Origin of the sequence: Massilia rubra (assembly GCF_011682065.1) — a bacterium.
GTDB lineage: Bacteria > Pseudomonadota > Gammaproteobacteria > Burkholderiales > Burkholderiaceae_D > Telluria_A > Telluria_A rubra.
On the sequence record NZ_VUYU01000049.1, the window covers coordinates 1 to 17,169 of the forward strand.

The 17,169-nt window shown below is 65.4% G+C and carries 22 protein-coding genes; 21 read left to right on the top strand and 1 reads right to left on the bottom strand.

Features of this window, described 5'->3' with window-relative positions; genetic code table 11:
- The 8 genes from F0185_RS33340 to flgJ all read left to right on the top strand — a co-directional run.
- On the top strand, positions 1-741 hold a 741-nt coding region (locus F0185_RS33340; protein WP_187362719.1), incomplete at its 5' end, for a flagellar hook-length control protein FliK.
- On the top strand, positions 738-1,199 hold the full coding sequence (locus F0185_RS33345; protein ID WP_167232883.1) for a flagellar basal body-associated FliL family protein: 462 nt from the start codon (positions 738-740) through the stop codon (positions 1,197-1,199). The genes F0185_RS33340 and F0185_RS33345, both read left to right, overlap by 4 nt.
- A gap of 12 nt (positions 1,200-1,211) precedes the next feature.
- Entirely contained in the window at positions 1,212-2,006 is a 795-nt protein-coding gene (locus tag F0185_RS33350; RefSeq protein WP_370664105.1) for a FliA/WhiG family RNA polymerase sigma factor, read from the top strand.
- A 57-nt stretch (positions 2,007-2,063) separates the two neighbouring features.
- Positions 2,064-2,996 (top strand): flagellar motor stator protein MotA, encoded by a 933-nt coding sequence (gene motA, locus F0185_RS33355; protein ID WP_167232885.1) that lies wholly within the window; start codon positions 2,064-2,066, stop codon positions 2,994-2,996.
- The gene (locus tag F0185_RS35555) at positions 2,980-3,945 is read left to right on the top strand and encodes a flagellar motor protein MotB (RefSeq protein WP_167232887.1); all 966 of its coding nucleotides are present in this window, start codon (positions 2,980-2,982) and stop codon (positions 3,943-3,945) included. The genes motA and F0185_RS35555 overlap by 17 nt, the downstream gene beginning before the upstream one ends.
- A 35-nt stretch (positions 3,946-3,980) precedes the next feature.
- Positions 3,981-4,271, top strand: a complete 291-nt coding sequence (gene flgM / locus F0185_RS33365; protein WP_167232889.1) for a flagellar biosynthesis anti-sigma factor FlgM — start codon at positions 3,981-3,983, stop codon at positions 4,269-4,271.
- A complete protein-coding gene (gene flgN, locus F0185_RS33370) occupies positions 4,268-4,696 on the top strand; it encodes a flagellar export chaperone FlgN (protein WP_166894972.1) in 429 nt (142 codons plus the stop codon). The genes flgM and flgN overlap by 4 nt, the downstream gene beginning before the upstream one ends.
- The gene (gene flgJ / locus F0185_RS33375) at positions 4,683-5,411 is read left to right on the top strand and encodes a flagellar assembly peptidoglycan hydrolase FlgJ (protein WP_167232891.1); all 729 of its coding nucleotides are present in this window, start codon (positions 4,683-4,685) and stop codon (positions 5,409-5,411) included. The genes flgN and flgJ overlap by 14 nt, the downstream gene beginning before the upstream one ends.
- A gap of 13 nt (positions 5,412-5,424) precedes the next feature.
- Here flgJ and flgA read toward each other — a convergent pair whose 3' ends face one another.
- On the bottom strand, positions 5,425-6,069 hold the full coding sequence (gene flgA / locus F0185_RS33380) for a flagellar basal body P-ring formation chaperone FlgA (RefSeq protein ID WP_167232893.1): 645 nt from the start codon (positions 6,067-6,069) through the stop codon (positions 5,425-5,427).
- Between the two features lie 194 nt (positions 6,070-6,263).
- Between flgA and flgB the strand changes: the two genes are divergently transcribed.
- From flgB to F0185_RS33445, 13 genes are all read left to right on the top strand, one after another.
- Positions 6,264-6,629, top strand: coding sequence for a flagellar basal body rod protein FlgB (flgB, locus tag F0185_RS33385; protein WP_166894966.1), 366 nt, complete (start codon positions 6,264-6,266; stop codon positions 6,627-6,629).
- 2 nt (positions 6,630-6,631) lie between these two features.
- Positions 6,632-7,051 (top strand): flagellar basal body rod protein FlgC, encoded by a 420-nt coding sequence (gene flgC / locus F0185_RS33390; RefSeq protein WP_166877179.1) that lies wholly within the window; start codon positions 6,632-6,634, stop codon positions 7,049-7,051.
- A gap of 4 nt (positions 7,052-7,055) precedes the next feature.
- The gene (locus F0185_RS33395) at positions 7,056-7,751 is read left to right on the top strand and encodes a flagellar hook capping FlgD N-terminal domain-containing protein (RefSeq protein WP_167232895.1); all 696 of its coding nucleotides are present in this window, start codon (positions 7,056-7,058) and stop codon (positions 7,749-7,751) included.
- Between the two features lie 12 nt (positions 7,752-7,763).
- On the top strand, positions 7,764-8,954 hold the full coding sequence (locus F0185_RS33400; RefSeq protein WP_167232897.1) for a flagellar hook protein FlgE: 1,191 nt from the start codon (positions 7,764-7,766) through the stop codon (positions 8,952-8,954).
- Between the two features lie 39 nt (positions 8,955-8,993).
- The gene (locus tag F0185_RS33405) at positions 8,994-9,719 is read left to right on the top strand and encodes a flagellar basal body rod protein FlgF (RefSeq protein ID WP_167232899.1); all 726 of its coding nucleotides are present in this window, start codon (positions 8,994-8,996) and stop codon (positions 9,717-9,719) included.
- Between the two features lie 42 nt (positions 9,720-9,761).
- Entirely contained in the window at positions 9,762-10,550 is a 789-nt protein-coding gene (gene flgG, locus F0185_RS33410; RefSeq protein ID WP_187362720.1) for a flagellar basal-body rod protein FlgG, read from the top strand.
- Entirely contained in the window at positions 10,550-11,206 is a 657-nt protein-coding gene (flgH, locus tag F0185_RS33415) for a flagellar basal body L-ring protein FlgH (RefSeq protein WP_167232901.1), read from the top strand. The genes flgG and flgH overlap by 1 nt, the downstream gene beginning before the upstream one ends.
- Before the next feature lie 38 nt (positions 11,207-11,244).
- Positions 11,245-12,369, top strand: coding sequence for a flagellar basal body P-ring protein FlgI (locus F0185_RS33420; RefSeq protein WP_167232903.1), 1,125 nt, complete (start codon positions 11,245-11,247; stop codon positions 12,367-12,369).
- A gap of 11 nt (positions 12,370-12,380) precedes the next feature.
- Complete coding sequence (locus F0185_RS33425; RefSeq protein WP_223164625.1) at positions 12,381-12,782, top strand: rod-binding protein; 402 nt, start codon at positions 12,381-12,383, stop codon at positions 12,780-12,782.
- A gap of 84 nt (positions 12,783-12,866) precedes the next feature.
- Positions 12,867-14,237 (top strand): flagellar hook-associated protein FlgK, encoded by a 1,371-nt coding sequence (flgK, locus tag F0185_RS33430; protein WP_167232905.1) that lies wholly within the window; start codon positions 12,867-12,869, stop codon positions 14,235-14,237.
- A gap of 10 nt (positions 14,238-14,247) precedes the next feature.
- A complete protein-coding gene (flgL, locus tag F0185_RS33435; protein WP_167232907.1) occupies positions 14,248-15,159 on the top strand; it encodes a flagellar hook-associated protein FlgL in 912 nt (303 codons plus the stop codon).
- 4 nt (positions 15,160-15,163) lie between these two features.
- Positions 15,164-16,183 carry a hypothetical protein gene (locus F0185_RS33440; RefSeq protein WP_229477308.1) on the top strand — a complete coding sequence of 340 codons (1,020 nt, stop codon included), beginning with the start codon at positions 15,164-15,166 and terminating at the stop codon, positions 16,181-16,183.
- A gap of 498 nt (positions 16,184-16,681) precedes the next feature.
- Positions 16,682-16,990: a hypothetical protein gene (locus F0185_RS33445; RefSeq protein ID WP_167232909.1), complete on the top strand. Its 309-nt coding sequence runs from the start codon at positions 16,682-16,684 to the stop codon at positions 16,988-16,990.
- Positions 16,991-17,169: the final 179 nt, after the last annotated feature.

The window sequence follows — 17,169 nt, forward strand, 5'->3', positions numbered from 1 at the left end:
GCAGCCGCCGCTGCCGCAGCCGCCGCCAAGGCAGACGCCAAGGCGGAGGCGAAAGCCGACGCCGCCCCGGCGGCCGCCGCCGCCCCGGCGCCGCGCGCGCCGCTGCGCGCCAGCGAGGGCGCCCCGGCCGGTGCGCCGACCGCCCAGAAAACAACGGTCGCCAGCGCCGCCCAGCCGTTCGCCGCCCCCGCCGACAGCATGCTGCGCAGCGACGTCCCGGTGACCGGCGCGGCCAACATCATGGCCGGCGCGAATGCCCTGGCGGCCCAGAACACCAGCGTGGCCGCCCCGGTCGACGTGAAACTGCCGGCCAACCCGGCCGACTGGCAGCAGCCGCTGCGCGAAGCGCTGGGCGACCGCCTGCAACTGCAACTGGGCCGCAACCTGGACCAGGCCGTGATCCGCCTCGATCCGCCGCAGCTGGGCCGCATCGAGATCGCGATCCGCCACGCCGCCGGCGGCGCGCTGGAAGTGAACATCAGCGCCACCAACAGCGAAGTGCGGCGCCAGCTCAACAACGTCAGCGACGCCATGCGCTCCGACCTGGCCTCGCGCCAGTTCAGCGATGTCGCCGTGACCATTACGGCAACCCCGCGCAGCGGCGCCGCCTTCGGCGAACAGCAGGGCCGTGGCCGCCAGCAGGAGCGTGAAACGAACGAGAACGATCCCGGCCGCGCCCTGTCCGAAGCGGGCCAGCCGTCCGGCACCTTCTCCCTGTCCGGGCGTGAGGTCGTGGCATGAAAAAATCGACCAAGCTGATCATTGTGTTCGTGGTGCTGGGCGTGCTGGGCGCGGCCGGCGCCGGCGCCGCCTTGTACTTCAAGCAACCGATGCCGGGCAAGGAAGGCAAGCACGCCGAAGCGGAAGCGCCGAAGAAAAAACCGGCCAGGTATGTCTCGCTCGACAAGGTCATCGTCATGCTGCGCCGCAGCCCCGGCGAAACCCAGGCGCATTACATTTCGACCGACCTGGTGCTCTCGACCACGGTCGAGCAGGAAAAGAAAGCCAAGGATGACCTGCCGATGCTGCGCAGCGTGGCCGTGCGCGCCCTCTCGGCGCACACCATGAGCGCGGCGCAGGACCTGACGGTCGAGCAGTACGCCGAGCAGCTCAACAGCATTTTCGCCGCCACTTATGACAAGGACAAGCTCGAAAAGCCGTTCTCCGAAGTCATGATCGGCAAACTGATCATCGAATAGCCAGGGGATCTCGTGGCCTATCACGCCGATTACACCGACAGCGGCAGCGCCGCCAGCTACCCGGGCGGGCATGGCGCCGCCGGGCAAGCCGACTACGGCGGCGACTATGCCGGCGCGCAGGTCGCCGAGTACGCCCCCGTGCTCGACGCCCGCGAAGAGCAGCGCCAGCTGGTGGCCTACGCGCCCCTGGTCAAGCGCATCGTGCGCCAGTTGAACGCCCAGGTATCGTCTGTGATGGGGCGCGAAGACATGGAGCAGATCGGCCTGATGGGTTTGCTCGAAGCGCTGCGCCGTTACGGCATGCCCGACGCCGGCTTCGGCAGCTTCGCCTCCTTGCGCATCCGCGGCGCGATCCTGGACGAACTGCGGCGCCAGGACTGGCGGCCGCGCGCGGTGCGCCAGGACAGCCACAAGATGCGCGACCAGGTGCGCGCCCTGACCCGTTCGCTGGGACGGGAACCGAGCGACCAGGAAGCCGGCGCCGCCCTTGGCTTGTCACCCGAAGCGTACGCCCAGTACCAGCTCGACGATGGCGCCGAACTGTTGCTCAGCTTCGACGAAGTGCTGCAAGAGGCCGCCGAGCGCGCCCACAGCGCCCCCGGCCCGGAAGAGCAGTTCATCGTCAAGCGCAGCCTGGAACAAGCCTTGATGGCCCTGGACGAGCGCGAACAGCGCGTGATCCAGATGATTTACGAATTCGAACTGAGCTACAAGGAAGTGGCCGCCGTGCTCGATTTGTCGGATGCGCGCGTCTGCCAGCTCAATAAAGCGGCCCTGGCCAAGATGAAGGCAGCCCTCAAAGGCTGAACTGAGGATGTTTTCCCCACCACTTAAGCGTATCACGACTCACCAAAGGAATTTACTATGCAGCCTCTAGTCGGCATTGCCATCGTTCTCGGCTGTATCTTCGGCGGCTTTGTGCTGATGGGCGGCACCTTCGATGCCATCTGGCACCCGGTCGAAATTTTGATCATTGCCGGCGGCGGCGCCGGGGCGCTGGTGTTGGGTAATCCCAACCACGTGCTCAAGGAACTGAGTACCCAGATGCGCAAGATCATCACGCGCAAGAAGCAGGGTTCCGAGTTCCAGCGCCAGTTGTTGTTGTTGATGTACGAATTGCTGCAAACCGCCGCCGGCGGCCTGAAAGCGCTCGATGCCCACGTGGAAGACCCGGCATCGTCGGTCCTGTTCCAGCGTTATCCGCTGGTGCTGGAAGAGCCTAAACTTTTGGCGTTTATTGTCGATAATTTCCGTTTGATGGCCATGGGCAAAATCAACGCCCACGAGCTTGAAGGCGTACTGGAGCAGGAACTGGAAGCCATTCACGAAGAGCTGGTGCAGCCGTCCAAGTCGCTGCACAAGATTGCCGAAGCGATGCCCGGATTCGGCATCCTGGCGGCGGTGCTCGGGATCGTGCTGGCGATGAACTCGGTGGCGGACGGCGCCGACGCGGGGGCGATTTCGGCCAAGGTGGGCGCGGCGATGGTCGGCACCTTCCTCGGGATTTTCTTTTGCTACGGCGTACTCGACCCGATCAGCAACATGATGAAACAGCTTGTCAACCAGGAAGCGTCGAACATGGAATGCGTCAAAGTCGTGCTGGTCACCCACGTGGCCGGCAAACCGGCCCTGCTGGCGATCGATGCCGGCCGCCGCCTGGTGCAGCTGAACATCAAGCCGAGCTTCGCGCAACTGGAAAGCTGGATCAACGCCATGGGTGGCGAAGGCGAAGATACCGCATCGCCGAAACGGCGCGCCACCGACAAGGCAGGAGAGCAGCGTGCAAAAGCAGCATGATAAACATGACAAGCACGACGCGGCGATCATCGTCCGCGGCCGTGGCAAGGCGCACGAGGACGACCACGGCGGCGCCTGGAAAGTCGCCTTCGCCGACTTTTGCCTGGCGCTGCTGGCCCTGTTCCTGGTGCTGTGGCTGATGGCGGCGCGCGACCAGCAAACCATGAAAGCGATGGTGCGCGAGCAGAACGGCAGCTACGCCGATGGCCAGGGCAACAAGCCGGAAATCGGCGGCGGCCCGCGCGGCAGCCTGATCGAGCGCTTCTCGATGCCCCACAGCGGCACCTCGCCGCACAAGGAAAACGGTGGCGAAGGCCCGAAAGTGCGCTACGACTCGCCGGCCGAACTGGCGGTGCTCTCGCGCAAGCTGGGCACCATGAGCGTGGAAGCGGGCCTGGCCAACAACCTCGAAGCGGTGGTCACCCCGTACGGCTTGCGCGTCACCCTGCACGACACCGACCGCCAGGGCATGTTTTTGCTGGGTAGCGCGATGCCGACCGACCGCTTCGCGCGCCTGATGCGCCAGATGGGTCCGCTATTCGCGAAAATGGCAAACCAGATGCTGATCATCGGCCACACCGACGCCCGCAAATATGCCGGCGACCAGGATGGCAACTCGAACTGGAGCCTGTCGAACGCGCGCGCCATGGCGGCCCGTTCCCAGTTACTGCAAGGGTCGATGAATCCGGACAGCGTGCTGCAAGTGGTCGGGATGGCCGACCGCGCACCGTTCGACCCGGAAGATTCGGGCGCGGCCGTGAACCGCCGCATCGAAATGCTGATCCTGACCCGCACCCAGGCCGACACCGTGGCCGCCATGTTCGGCGTGCCGGGCAAGAACGAGATCGGCGCCGAAGCGGACGTCGGCGCCAAAGGCTCGGTCGAACAACTGCGCGAAAAGCTCAACAACGTCAAGAACATCAAGGGCGCCGACGCCCGGGCCAATTAATCATGACGATCCAATCCAAAAGCCGAGGTCCTCGCATGAAAATCTCTTCGGGCGGTGCGTCCGCCGACGCCTCGGCGGTGCAGCGCAGCGGCCCCGCCGTGGTCTCCGAGCTGAAAAGCACGAGCGGCGGCGCCGGCGTGGCCGCTGCCTCGGGCGCCCTGCAATCGGAAGTGCTGCAACCGGCCATGGCCGCGCTGGGCGCCATGCCCGAGATCGACCACGAGCGCGTGGCGCAACTGCGCGACGCGCTGGCCAAGGGCGAGCTGCCGTTCGATGCGGCCCGCCTGGCCGGCCTGATCACGCGCTTTCACGGAGGCCAGGGATGAGCCGCATGACGCGCGAGCAAGCCATCGGCACGCTCACCGCCGGCCTCGCCGCCGACCTGGACGCCTGCCAGGCCATCCTGGCGCTGCTGGGTCGCCAGTTCGAGGCCGCCCTGCGCCACCGCAGCGCCGAATTGTCCGAGCTGGCCGAACAACTGGCGCCCCTGCTCGAGGCCATGGAACAGCGGCGCGTGCAGCGCGTCACCCTGGTGCGCGCCCTGTGCGGCAAGAGCGCCGACATGGCGACCTTCATCGCCACCGTGGCTGCGCCGCAACGCGAGGCCATGAACGCCGACTGGCAAGCGCTGGGACAGCTGGTACTTGAATGCAAACGTTTGAATGTTCGCAACAGCGCCTTGCTGACCGAACAATTTTCCATCATGCAGCGTGTGCTGCACGGCGAGGAGACCTTGTATGAAGCACGCTGAATTCCATACGGCCGCGATCAGCCCGACCGCACCGACCCAGTCGACGCGTCCGATGGCGGCCGTGGGCGGCGGCGCCGGTTTCGGCGGCGTCTACAAGTCGATGCAAAACGAGATCACCGATTTCATCAGCCAGGGCAGCGCCGAGTCCGGCATGTCCAGCCTGAGCCCGCAGGGCCGCATGCTGCAGGCCCGCTTGCAGGATGCGGAAGTAGCGCCACCGAGCACGGCCGGCGCCGCCTTTGCCGACGGTTCCGAGCAAAAAGCGTTTCTCGACCAGATCGCGCCGTGGGCGCGTGAAGCCGGCGAACGCCTCGGCGTGGCGCCGCAACTGGTGTCGGCCCACGCCGCGCTGGAATCGGGCTGGGGCCAGCGTCCGCTGCGCCAGGCCGAAGGCGCCAGCACCCACAACCTGTTCGGCATCAAGGCTGGTTCCAGCTGGCAGGGCGAGGTCTCGGACAACGCCACCACCGAATTCGAACACGGCACGGCGGTCAAGAAAACCGAACGTTTCCGCAGCTATCCGGACCAGGCCGCCGCGTTCCGCGACTACGCCCAGATGTTGCTGGACAATCCACGCTACGCCGCCGCCATCGGCACCGGCAGCGATGCCGGCGCCTTTGCCCAAGGCCTGGCCAAGGGCGGCTACGCCACCGACCCGGCCTACGCCGCCAAGCTGACCAAACTGGCCGCGCGCCTGCAGGGAGCGTCTGAATGATATTGACGCTGCGTCAGGGTTGCGCCGAACGCGGAATCTCGGCCGGTTCGACCGTGCCGGGCGCGATCACGCGCATGCGCACCACCCGGCCGTTGGCCAGGTTGCGCACCCGCACCAGCGCATTCATGGCGCCCGCGTCGAGCGCTTCGCCGGCGGTGCTGATTTCGAGCGCCTCGAAACGCGCCAGCATGACCACCGCTTCGCCGCGCTTGACCAGCACCGGCGCGCTCAACTGCGCCTGGCGCAGCACTTCGCCGGCCCGCAGCGAACGGCGCGAGGCTTGCCCGGTGGCCGCCTCGGCCGAGCCGAGCGCATCGTTTAAGGTGGTGACATCGCGCCGCTCCAAAGTGACATCCTGCGCCGTGAGCATTTGCCCGGCCGCGACCGGCGCGGCGGTGACCGCCACCAGCGCGCTGATCGATCCGCGCAAGACGTATTCGTATCGCCAGCCGCCGGCGTCGGGACACAGCACGGCAAAGCGCATGCGCGCCGGCGTGCGCGTGTCGACCGCTTCGATCTGGACCGCTTTGGCGCACGGCGGCGCGGCGCGCGGCGTTGCAACATTGACAGTCAATTGCGGTTCGGCCAGCCCGGCGCTTTCGGCCTGGCGCATCAGCTGCTCGCGCGCGGCCTGCTCCAGCCTGGTCGTGATCGACATTTCAGCAGCATTTGTGTTGCCCCCGGCTAATGAAATCAGCGCAGCGGCCGTTAATGGCAGTAACAACGCGTTGTTGGCGCGGCAGGCATCAAGCATAAATAGCACCTTGGCAATCGTTGCGCACGACGCAAGGAACGCCGCACAGCGTCATTTTAACCAGATTCACACTGCAGTTCATTCACGGAGGAAGCTTCATGTCGATTGATTTCCAAAAGGCACTTGGCGTGCACGCCGACGCGCTGCACCTGCGCGCCGACCGCACGCGCGTACTGGCGGCCAATATCGCCAACGAAAACACGCCGGGATTCACGGCACGTGACGTCGACTTCGGCGCCATGCTGCAGCAGCGAATCGAGACCGAGTCGGAGATGCCGGGCCTCGGCGCCGACGATCAGGACGCGCTGTACCGCGTCCCGTACCACCCGAGCGCCGACGGCAATACCGTCGAAATCGGCGTCGAACAAGCCGCGTTCTCGCAAAACGCATCCGATTTCCAGACCAGCCTGACGTTCGTGAACATGCGACTCAAGGGTTTGGCCAAAGCTATCGCAGGACAATAATCATGAGCTTTAAAGACATTTCCCAAATTGCGGGTTCGGCCATGGCGGCGCAGTCGGTGCGCTTGAATACCATCGCCAGCAACCTGGCCAACGCCGATTCGGTCTCCGGCTCGGAAGGCGAAACCTACCGCGCCCGCAAACCCGTGTTCGCCGCCATGCTCGACGGCGGCTCGGGCAAGCTCGGCGCCGGCAGCCGGGTGCAGGTGCTCGATGTGGTCCAATCGTCCGAACCGCTGCGCAAGGCCTACGAGCCGGGCAATCCGGTGGCCAACGCCGACGGCATGGTGTTCTATCCGAACGTCAACCAGGTGGCCGAGATGACCGACATGATGTCGGCGTCGCGCGCCTTTGAAACCAATGTGGAAGTCCTGGGACGCATCAAGTCGATGCAAGCGGGCCTGCTGCGACTCGGCGAAGGCTGATCCGATGCTTACCAATAACCTCAACGGCGCGACCAACCAGCCGGCCGGCAACGCCAACACCGTGATCGGCCAGGCGCCCGCCAGCGAAACCCAGGATATGTTCACCAAGTTGCTGGTGGCGCAGATCCGTAACCAGGACCCGCTCGAGCCGAGCGATCCGTCGCAGTTCGTCAACCAGCTCTCCCAGTTGAGCCAGACCGAAGCGATGCAAAGCCTGGCCAAGCTCAACAGCACCAGCGCCAGCGTGCTAGAGAGCATCCAGACCCTGGCCCTGGGCGCCCAGGTGGGCTCGGACATCACCGTCAACACCACCAGCGTGCGCCTGGACGACAAAGCGATCAAGGCCAGCATCACCCTGCCGGGCGCCAGCGCCGCCAATACCGTGACCCTGACCGGCGCGGACGGCGTCAAGCATGCCGTGCAGCTCGGTTCGCGCGGCGCCGGTCCGCAAACGTTTTCGATCGATCCGGTCGCGCTCGGTTTGGCGCCGGGCAAATACGATATCAAAGTACAAACGAGCGCCGGTGCGCTCGACGCCATCGAAGTCATCGGCCGCTTGGACAGCGTGCGCATGTCGGCCGGTGGCGGCGTGGTCCTCAAGGTGGCAGGAATCGGCGATGTTGCGCCGTCGTCCGTCACTGGCTTCAACGGCAAGTCCGGCGCATCGCTGGCGGCCGCCAACTCCTCCACCGCAAATTAAAGGAATACCATCATGAGTTTCGAAATCGCCCTGTCGGGCATCCAGTCGATCAACACCCAGCTCGAAGCAGTCAGTAACAATATCGCCAACGCCGGCACCTACGGTTTCAAGAGCACCCGCGCCAACTTTTCGGCCATGTACGCCGGTTCCCAGGCCACCGGCGTGGAAGTCGGTTCGATGACCCAGAGCATCGGCTTGAATGGCGGCGTGACCACCACCGGCCGCAGCCTGGACGCCGCCATCGACGGCCGTGGCTTTTTTGTCAGCCGCGACAGCCAGGGCGTGATGAACTACAGCCGGGTCGGCATTTTCTCGGCCAACAAGGATGGCTTGCTGGTCGACAGCAACGGCCGCGCCGTGCAGGGCTACGCCGCCATCAAGGGCAGCACCGCGCTGGGCGTGATGGGCAATATCAACGTGCCGACCGGGCAGATCCCGGCCGTCGCCAGCACCAAGGTCAACTACGTCGGCAACCTGTCCAACGACTGGGTGGTGCCGGCGGTTCCGACGTTCGACCCGGCCGTCGCCGGCAGCTACAACATGGCCAAGCAATCGGTGTTCTACGATTCGCTGGGCAGCCAGCACACCCTGTCGCAGTACTTCGTCAAGGGTACCGGCACCGCCGTGACGGTGCATTACGCGGTCGACGGCGGCGCCCCGCTGGGCACCACCACCGCCCTGGCGTTTTCCAACCTGGGCGCGCTGCCGCCGGTGCCGCCGACCACCACCCTGAACATCACCACCACCAACGGCTCGGCGCCGGTCGTGCTCGACATCAACTACGCCGGCAGCACCCTGAACGCCGGTGAAGCCATCACCACCACCAACAGCGCCGACGGCTACACCTCGGGCACCTTCATCGGCGTCGAAATGGCGGCGGACGGCTCGGTCATGGCCAAGTACAGCAACGAGCAGGCCCAGGTCGTCGCCACGGTGGCGCTGGCCACCTTCGCCGACGAAGGCTCGCTGACCGCGGTGAGCGACACCAGCTGGACCGCCAATTCCTTGTCCGGCACGCCCCTGTACGGCAACCCGGGCAGCGGCCTGGCCGGCAAGCTCAATACCGGCGCGCTGGAACGCTCAAATGTTGACATTACGTCAGAGTTGGTGGGCCTGATGACGTCACAGCGCAACTATCAAGCAAATTCCAAGGTGATTTCAACAGAAAATCAGATGATCCAGTCCTTAATGCAGGCACTATAAGTGTCTGCACGGAAATACTGAATACATTGAGGGAGCAACATGGATAAATTGATCTTTACAGCACTGAGCGGCGCCGAACGCGCGCTGAAGGCCCAGCAAGTCCACGCCAACAATCTGGCGAACATGGAAACGACGGGCTTTCGCGCCAACCTCGAAATGTCGGCCACGCAAGCGCTGGGCGGCTCGGGCTTCGACGACCGCCACTATGTGCGGATGCAGTCCGATTCCGTCTCGGCCCGCTCCGGTCCGGTCAAGGAAACCGGGCGCGACCTCGATGTGGCCATCACCGGCAACGGTTACCTGACGGTGCAGTGGCAGGGTGGCGAAGCCTACACCCGCGCCGGCGCCATCGATATCGACGCCGATGGCGCGCTCTCGGTCAACGGCCATCCGCTGCTGGGCGAAGGCGGCCCGGTGGTGCTGCCGCCGCATAACGCGGTCACGATCGGCGCGGACGGTTCGATCTCGGTGCTCGCACCCGGAACGCCCGACATGCAGGTGATCGACAAGCTGCGCCTGGTCAACGCCGAAGCCGGCGAAGTGACCAAGAACGAAGGCGGCCTGATCGTCTCGCGCAGCGGCCAGCCGCTCGCGGCCGATGAAAAAGTGACCGTGCGCGGTCGCCACCTGGAAGGCAGCAATGTGTCGGCGGTCGAAGAAATGGTCGCCACCATGAGCCTGAACCGCAGCTTCGAGATGCAGATGAAGCTGCTCAAGGCCAGCGACAACATGAATGAAGTCGGCAACCGCCTGCTCGGCAGCTGAAACACCTGACGCACCACTCAGTCAACGTTAAAGGAAAAGATCATGAATCCAGCAATGTGGATCAGCAAAACCGGGGTGCAAGCCCAGGACGCCAAACTGCAGGCGATCGCCAACAACCTGGCCAACGTCAACACCGTCGGCTTCAAGCGCGACCGCGTGGTGTTCGAAGACCTGTTCTACCAGATCGACCAGCAGCCGGGCGCGCAGCGCGCCGACAATACCCTCTCGCCGTCCGGCGTGCAGCTCGGTAACGGCACCCACCTGCTGGGCACCCAGAAAGTGTTCACCAACGGCAGCCTGCAAACGACCAGCCAGCCGCTCGACGTGGCCATTTCCGGCAACGGCTTCCTGCAGGTGCGCCGTCCGAACGGCGACCCGGCCTACACCCGCGCCGGCCAGTTGCAGGTCGACGCCACCGGCACCCTGGTCAACGCCCAGGGCTTGCCGCTGGTGCCGCAGATTACCGTGCCGAACAACGCCACCGCGATCACCATCGGTGAAAACGGCATGGTATCGGCCACGATCGCCGGCAGCACCACGCCGTCCGAACTCGGCCAGCTGACCTTGTCGAACTTCGTCAACCCGACCGGCCTGTTGGCGCTCGGCGAAAACCTGTTTTCGGAAACCCCGGCCAGCGGCGCCGCCGCCGAAGGGCGTCCGGGCGATGGCGCTTTCGGTAAACTCAAGCAGGGCGCGCTGGAAGGCTCGAACGTGCAGGTGGTCGAGGAAATGGTCGACATGATCGCCGCCCAGCGCACCTACGAGATGAACACCAAGGTGCTCTCGGCCGCCGACAACATGTTGCAGTACCTGGCCCAGGCGGCCCGCTGATGAACGCCGTCGCCGCTTTGTTTGCGCTGGCCCTGCTGGGCGGTTGCGCCAGCAGCGTGCAGCCGCCAGCGCGCGCGATGGCCGACGAAACCGCCCCGCTGCCGCGTGCGGCGGTGCGCGGCGGCGTGTCGGGCGGCGTGTTCAATGCCGAGGCGGTGCCCCTGACGTCCGACAGCCGGGCTTTCCGCACCGGCGACGTGGTCACCGTGATCCTGCAAGAGACCACCCAGGCCAGCAAGCGCGCCGGCACCAGCATCAGCAAGGAGTCGAGCGTGGGCGTGACCGCGCCCGGCCTGCTCGGCAAAAAATTCCCGAAAGCGGCGATCGACCTCGCGGCCGAACGCGGCTTCGAAGGCGACGCCACCAGCACCCAGCAGAACGCCCTGTCCGGCGCGCTGACCGTGATCGTGCAGGAAGTGCTGCCCAACGGCCTGTTGCGCGTGGCTGGCGAAAAAAGCCTGACCCTGAACCAGGGCGAAGAATTCGTGCGCCTCAAAGGCTTCCTGCGCGCCGCCGACATCGACGCCGACAACCAGGTCTCGTCGCTGCGCGTGGCCAATGCGCAGATCAGCTACTCCGGCAAGGGCGCGCTCGCCAACGCCAACCAGCCAGGCTGGCTGACCCGCTTCTTCCTCGGTCCCTGGATGCCGTTCTAAACGCCGCATCGCTGTTCGTGTCGTTCTAAGGAAACACCATGCAATCTCGCGCTCTTTTCCGTACCCTTTCCCTCCCCCTTTCCGTGCTGGCGATGCTGTCCTGCCTGGCCCTGCCGGCGTCGGCCGCGCAAACCCTGCGCAACCTGGTCAGCGTGGAAGGCGTGCGCGAGAACCCGCTGGTCGGCTACGGCCTCGTAGTCGGCCTGAACGGCAGCGGCGACAGCACCCAGGTCAAGTTCGCCAGCCAGTCGGTGGTCAACATGCTCAAGCAGTTCGGCGTCAAGCTGCCGGACGGCGCCGAAGCGAAGAACAAGAACGTGGCCGCGGTCATGGTCAGCGCGGTGTTTCCGCCCGGCTACCGGCGCGGCCAGCCGATCGACGTGACCGTTTCCTCGCTGGGCGACTCGAAAAGCCTGCGCGGCGGCGTGCTGCTGCTCACCCAATTACGCGCGGCCGACAATGAAGTCTACGCCCTGGCGCAAGGCAATGTGGTCGTTGGCGGCCTGAACGCGACCGGCGCCAGCGGTTCGAGCGTCACCGTCAACACCCCGACCGGCGGGCGCATTCCCAACGGCGCCAACATCGAACGCGAAATCGGCAGCGATTTCTCGACCCGCGCCGAGGTCATGCTGCGCCTGAAAACGCCGCACTTCCAGACCGCCACGAATGTCGTCGAAGCCATCAACCGCCGCTTCGGCCCGCTCGCCACCACGGCCGACGGCGCCAGCATCGAAGTCATCGCCCCGGCCAACCCGACCGAGCGCGTGGCCTTCATGGCCAAGCTGCAGGCGCTGACTGTCGAGGTCGGCACCGACGTGCCGAAAGTGGTGTTCAATTCGCGCACCGGGACCGTCGTGATCGCCGAAGGCGTGCGCGTCAAGGCCGCCGCCGTCACCCACGGCGCGCTCAAGGTGGTGATCGCCGAAAGCTCGGCCGTGAGCCAGCCCGGCGCGTTTTCGGGCGGCCGCACCGCCGTCACCCCGCAATCGAAGCTGTCGGTCGACCAGGGTTCGGGGCGCATGTTCAAATGGCCGGCCGGCGCCAAGCTGCAAACCATTGTCGACATCGTCAACAGCCTGGGCGCCTCGCCCGACGACATCATGGCGATCCTGCAAGCACTCGACCAGGCCGGCGCCATCGAAGGCGAACTGGTCGTTATTTAAGGAGTCCCGCCATGAACCCACTCGACCTGACCACCACGCTCAACCGCGCCGGCATGGGCCCCGGCCATGAAGCGGCCATCGCCCCGGCCGCCGACCCGGTGTTCGTGGCCAAGGCCACCAAGGCCGCCATCGAATTCGAAAGTTTCTTTATCGGCAATATGCTGCAGCAAATGCGCAGCGGCACCCGCGCCATGGCCGACGACGACAGCGTCTTCAAGGACCCGGTCAACCGCGACATGCAAGACATGGCCGACACCATGATGGCCGGCCAGATGGCGCACCAGCGCGCCTTCGGCGTGGCCGACGCCATCTTGCGCCAGTTGCTGCCGTCCGCCGCCACACCCGCTGCCGCGCCCGCCGCGCCGGCGGCCTCGTCCGCCATCCCGCTCCAAACTCCGCCACAAAAAATTTAATGGCGGCAAGTATTTGGTCGCCTTGTAGGTATGACGACCCAACCTTGCCGGCCCATCGAGTAAGCATCGAGAAAGAACTGACCCATGAGCATCATGAACAACGCCCTGAGCGGCGCCCTTGCTTCCCAACTCGCCCTGCAGGCCACCAGCCAGAACATTGCTAACCTGCAAACGAAGGGTTACACGCGCCAGTCGGCCCTGCTGACCGCCGTCGGTCCCCAGTCCGGCCCGCGCTCGGCCGGCAACGGGGTGGCGGTCAATACGCTGCTGCGTTTTTCCGATGGCTACAAGAACCAGCAACTGTGGCGCGCCGCTTCCGGGGTCGGCCAGTATTCCCAGACCCAGCCGTACCTGACCCAGCTCGAGCGCGTGATGGGCGACAACGATGCCAGCCTGAGCAGCGGCGTCGACAAATTCTTCCAGGCCCTCAACGCGGTGGCCGGCGTCGATCCGACCTCGACCCCGCTGCGCCAGCAAGTGCTGACCGCCGCCGGCGCCATGGCGCAGCGCTTCAACAGCATGAACAACCTGTACAACGGCCAGCTGCAATCCTTGCGCGACCAGCGCAGCGCGATTGTGTCCTCGGCCAACGCCTCGATCAAGACCATCGCCGACCTGAACCGCCAGATCGGCCTGGCCAGCGCCTCCGGCAGCAGCACCTCGACCCTGGTCGATGCGCGCGACATGGCCATCGACGCCCTCTCCACCCAGGTTGGCCTGGAAGTGACCGACCAGCCCGACGGCACCCGCAGCATCTCGCTCAAGACTGGCCAGGCGCTGGTGATCGGCGACATCGGGGCGACCCTGGTGGCCGAAGGAGGCGCCACGCAAAACATGCGGGTCGATTTCGCCGGCTCCTCGTTCCAGCTCGACAAAACCGCCGTCGGCGCCCAGCTCGGCGGCCTGGGCCTGTTCGAACGCGATATCTTGCTGCCGATGCAGCAAGACGTCTCCGACCTGGCCCAGCAGCTGGCCCAAAAGGTCAATACGCAACTGGCGGCCGGCTACACCATGAACGGCACCAACGGCGGCCCGCTGTTCGTGTTCACCCCGGGCAGCCCGTCGAACATGCTGCAGGTCACGGCCGGCTACCAGACCGCCGACCTCGCCTTTTCGGGCGATAATACCCCGGGCGACAGCGGCAACCTGCAAAAAATGATCAACATCAAGAAGCAGACAGTCACCCTGTCCGGGATCGGCTCGGTCATGGTCAGCGACGCCGATTCCCAGCTGGTCGGCAAGCTCGCCGTGGACAGCCAGCAAAACCGGATCGCCCTGGCCACCGCCGAGACCATGCGCAACCATGCGATGGACGACTGGACCTCGACCAGCGGCGTGAACAAGGATGAAGAAGCGGTCAATCTGGTCGAGTACCAGAATATGTACCAGGCGAACATGAAAGTAATGTCAGTTGCCAACTCGCTGTTCGATGCGACGCTGGCCATGATGGGTTAAGGAGAAACGTATGCGGATTGCCACCAGCCAGTACCAATCGACGATGAATATCTCGCTCCAGCTGAACCAGGAGCGCATCAGCTACGTGAACCAGCAGATGTCGAGCCGCACCCGCATCCTGCTGCCGTCGGACGACCCGGTCGACACGGTGCGCATGTCGCGCCTGCACCGCGAAGAATCGGACGTCACCCAGTACCGCGCCAACATCGGCGCGCTCAAGATCCGCCTGACCAAGAACGAATCCTACCTCGGCAGCATGGTCAACGACATGATGGCCGGCCGCGACCTGCTGGTCTGGTCGTCCGACGGCGGCAACGCCCCGGCCGACCTGGCCGCCATGGTCTCGCCCCTGACCGCGCTGCGCGAAAGCCTGCTCTACACCGCCAACTCGATCGACCAGGAAGGGCGCTACGTGTTTTCCGGCACCCAGACCGGCACCGTGCCGATTGCCTACAACGCGGCGGCCCCGGCCGGCTCGCGCTACAGCTACGCCGGCAACACCAACGACCAGACGGTGGTGGTCGGCAACGGCATCACCCAGGTTGCGAACGGCAACATGAAGGGCATCGAAACCATGCTCAACCAGCTCGACCAGACCATCGCCGCGCTCAGCGCGCCGGGCGCGACGGCCAACGACCCGACCGTGCGCACCATCCTGGCCGCCAACCTGAGCGGCTTCGACAGCGCGCTCGACCTCATCTCCGGCAAGGTCGCGGTGCTGGGCGGCGCCCAGAACATCATCAGCACGCTCGAGGAAAACCACAGCAACGTGAGCCTGTCGAACCAGATGGCGCTGACCGACATCGGCCAGCTCGACTACGGCCTCGCCGCGACCGAGCTGAGCGGCTACACCAGCGCGCTGGAAGCGACCTACAAGGCGTACGCGAAGATCGGCAACCTGTCCCTGTTTGCGGCGCTATAACGCCATGGAAGCGATCCGCCCCACCACCAGTTCCACCAGCGGCCCGGCCGGCGCCAACAGCGTCAGCGGCGCCGGCGTGCGCAGCGAAGCGGCCCCGGGCGCCGGCCAGGCGCGTCCTCCCCAACTCAATCCGGCCCAGCCGGTGCGGGGCGCGGCCCCGCCCTTGCGGCGCGGCCTGGCCAGCGTCGACCACCAGATCCAGGGCGACGTCGCCAGCGCCCAGCAAGCGCTCGACTTCCTCGAACAAGTGGCCGGCCAGCTGCAAGCGCTCAAAGGTGAAATCAGCGCCAGGCTCAGTTCGCGGCGCGGCGACAGCGGCGCCATCGAAGCCCATCTGCGCCAGCTCGGCGCGACCATGGACAAGCGGCGCCAGGCCAGCGGCGGCAGCGTCGACGCGCGCCTGAGCTTTTCCAGCCCACAACCGGCCAGCCAGCGTTTCCGGATCAAGGGCCTGACCCTCGACATGCTCACCGCCGGGGCTGGCCAGACCCTGTCGTTCTCGGTCGGCAGCAACACCCAGCCGCTGACGGTGACGGTCGACCCGACCCTCACGCGCGACGAAATCGTGGTGCGCTTCGACCGCGCGCTGGCCCCCGCCAACATGCGCGTGAGCGCCGACGGCAGCGGCGCGCTGGTCTTTTCCACGCCCGAAAACGCCTGGCCGATGGTGCGCGACTCGCTCTCGATCCAAGGGGTGGGACGGGTAGCGGTGGAAGCCGACACCGACATCGTCGCGCCGCAACAATGGCGCGCCGACGACAGCGACGCCCTGCGCCAGAGTTTGCATGAAGTCGTGCAAGCGCTCTCGCAAGTGCAGCGCTCGCAGGACGCGGCCAGCCAGGCGCTCAGTGCGGCGGCCAGCCGGGCCGCGGCCAACCAGCCGCCGGCGGCCGACATCGAAGTGATGGCGCAGGATTTTGCCGACACCGCCAGCACGCCGAACTACGAGTCCTTGCTGGCGATCACCTCGGCGCTGGTCGGCATCAGCCGCGAGCGCGTCCTCGCCCTGCTCGGCCTGCATTAATCCCGCCACCGGGGTCAGAGCTTTAATCTACAACTTCCCAGATTACTCTGACTCCAGCGCGATTCCACCTACAACCGGGGTCTGACCTCTGATTCGAAATGTTTCGAGTTAAAGCTCTGACCCCGGTGTCGTTGGCCGAAATGTTTCGAATCAGAGGTCAGACCCCGCTCTGGCGGCACGGTGTCGTTGGTCTCGTTTTGCAGCCGCCGCACTTGCCACCTCCCCTCGTCCAACGAGCATCGAATTGACCATAAGATAACTATCAGAAAAGACAGTGATTCTGCTGTTAGCCTCCGAGTAATCTTGCCTGCAATGCAAATCAAAATGTCAGTCAGATGCGCAGAGCCGCCATGTCCGAGCAGGCTGGGCGTGTAGCTAGGGGGCCATCCTGAGGCAGACTGGCGCTATATCGACGAGAAGAAACCCGTGTAAGGAAAGCGCCTGCGCTTCGCTGTGCAGGAATATGCCCGGTACATTAATCAACTGGAGAGCATGAACATGAGCACGGACAGCATCAAGCAGCAACTTCAAAACACCCCGATCGGGACTTACCTCATGGCCCATGGCCACTTCGGCGGGTCCATCAATGCGACGATCGAGCAGGGCACGCTCAAAAGCATCGATTGGGCGAACGGCACCATGGTGCTTCACAGCACCACCTACGATCGCGACCATACGGTCGATATCGGCAAAGTGAGCTATATCGACGACAGCCGCAGCGGCTCGGGCGCCTTGGGCTCGGCGCAGGCGCCGGATCTGAGGCAGTTAGGAAATGATTGGTACCGGGGCGATGTGAAAGTCGAATAAGATCCTGGATCGCATACCACAACGCCACCGCAGCCCAAGCCCCGGTGGCCTTTTCAATGTTGCCGGCATCACATCGGGGGGGGGCCGCAGGGTGGGCGAATTTGGCGGGCGGCGGGGGGGCCCCCGGGGGGGGGGGGCCCGGGGGGCGGCGCAGGGGGGACCCCCGGGGGGGGGGGGGG

What these genes read in the sequence shown, in the direction of transcription:
- F0185_RS33345 (WP_167232883.1), top strand. Translation starts at nt 738, where the DNA reads ATGAAAAAATCGACCAAGCTGATCATTGTGTTCGTGGTGCTGGGCGTG.
- motA (WP_167232885.1), top strand. Translation starts at nt 2,064, where the DNA reads ATGCAGCCTCTAGTCGGCATTGCCATCGTTCTCGGCTGTATCTTCGGC.
- flgM (WP_167232889.1), top strand. Translation starts at nt 3,981, where the DNA reads ATGAAAATCTCTTCGGGCGGTGCGTCCGCCGACGCCTCGGCGGTGCAG.
- flgN (WP_166894972.1), top strand. Translation starts at nt 4,268, where the DNA reads ATGAGCCGCATGACGCGCGAGCAAGCCATCGGCACGCTCACCGCCGGC.
- flgJ (WP_167232891.1), top strand. Translation starts at nt 4,683, where the DNA reads ATGAAGCACGCTGAATTCCATACGGCCGCGATCAGCCCGACCGCACCG.
- flgA (WP_167232893.1), bottom strand. Translation starts at nt 6,069, where the DNA reads ATGTCGATCACGACCAGGCTGGAGCAGGCCGCGCGCGAGCAGCTGATG.
- flgB (WP_166894966.1), top strand. Translation starts at nt 6,264, where the DNA reads ATGTCGATTGATTTCCAAAAGGCACTTGGCGTGCACGCCGACGCGCTG.
- flgC (WP_166877179.1), top strand. Translation starts at nt 6,632, where the DNA reads ATGAGCTTTAAAGACATTTCCCAAATTGCGGGTTCGGCCATGGCGGCG.
- F0185_RS33395 (WP_167232895.1), top strand. Translation starts at nt 7,056, where the DNA reads ATGCTTACCAATAACCTCAACGGCGCGACCAACCAGCCGGCCGGCAAC.
- F0185_RS33400 (WP_167232897.1), top strand. Translation starts at nt 7,764, where the DNA reads ATGAGTTTCGAAATCGCCCTGTCGGGCATCCAGTCGATCAACACCCAG.
- F0185_RS33405 (WP_167232899.1), top strand. Translation starts at nt 8,994, where the DNA reads ATGGATAAATTGATCTTTACAGCACTGAGCGGCGCCGAACGCGCGCTG.
- flgG (WP_187362720.1), top strand. Translation starts at nt 9,762, where the DNA reads ATGAATCCAGCAATGTGGATCAGCAAAACCGGGGTGCAAGCCCAGGAC.
- flgH (WP_167232901.1), top strand. Translation starts at nt 10,550, where the DNA reads ATGAACGCCGTCGCCGCTTTGTTTGCGCTGGCCCTGCTGGGCGGTTGC.
- F0185_RS33420 (WP_167232903.1), top strand. Translation starts at nt 11,245, where the DNA reads ATGCAATCTCGCGCTCTTTTCCGTACCCTTTCCCTCCCCCTTTCCGTG.
- F0185_RS33425 (WP_223164625.1), top strand. Translation starts at nt 12,381, where the DNA reads ATGAACCCACTCGACCTGACCACCACGCTCAACCGCGCCGGCATGGGC.
- flgK (WP_167232905.1), top strand. Translation starts at nt 12,867, where the DNA reads ATGAGCATCATGAACAACGCCCTGAGCGGCGCCCTTGCTTCCCAACTC.
- flgL (WP_167232907.1), top strand. Translation starts at nt 14,248, where the DNA reads ATGCGGATTGCCACCAGCCAGTACCAATCGACGATGAATATCTCGCTC.
- F0185_RS33440 (WP_229477308.1), top strand. Translation starts at nt 15,164, where the DNA reads ATGGAAGCGATCCGCCCCACCACCAGTTCCACCAGCGGCCCGGCCGGC.
- F0185_RS33445 (WP_167232909.1), top strand. Translation starts at nt 16,682, where the DNA reads ATGAGCACGGACAGCATCAAGCAGCAACTTCAAAACACCCCGATCGGG.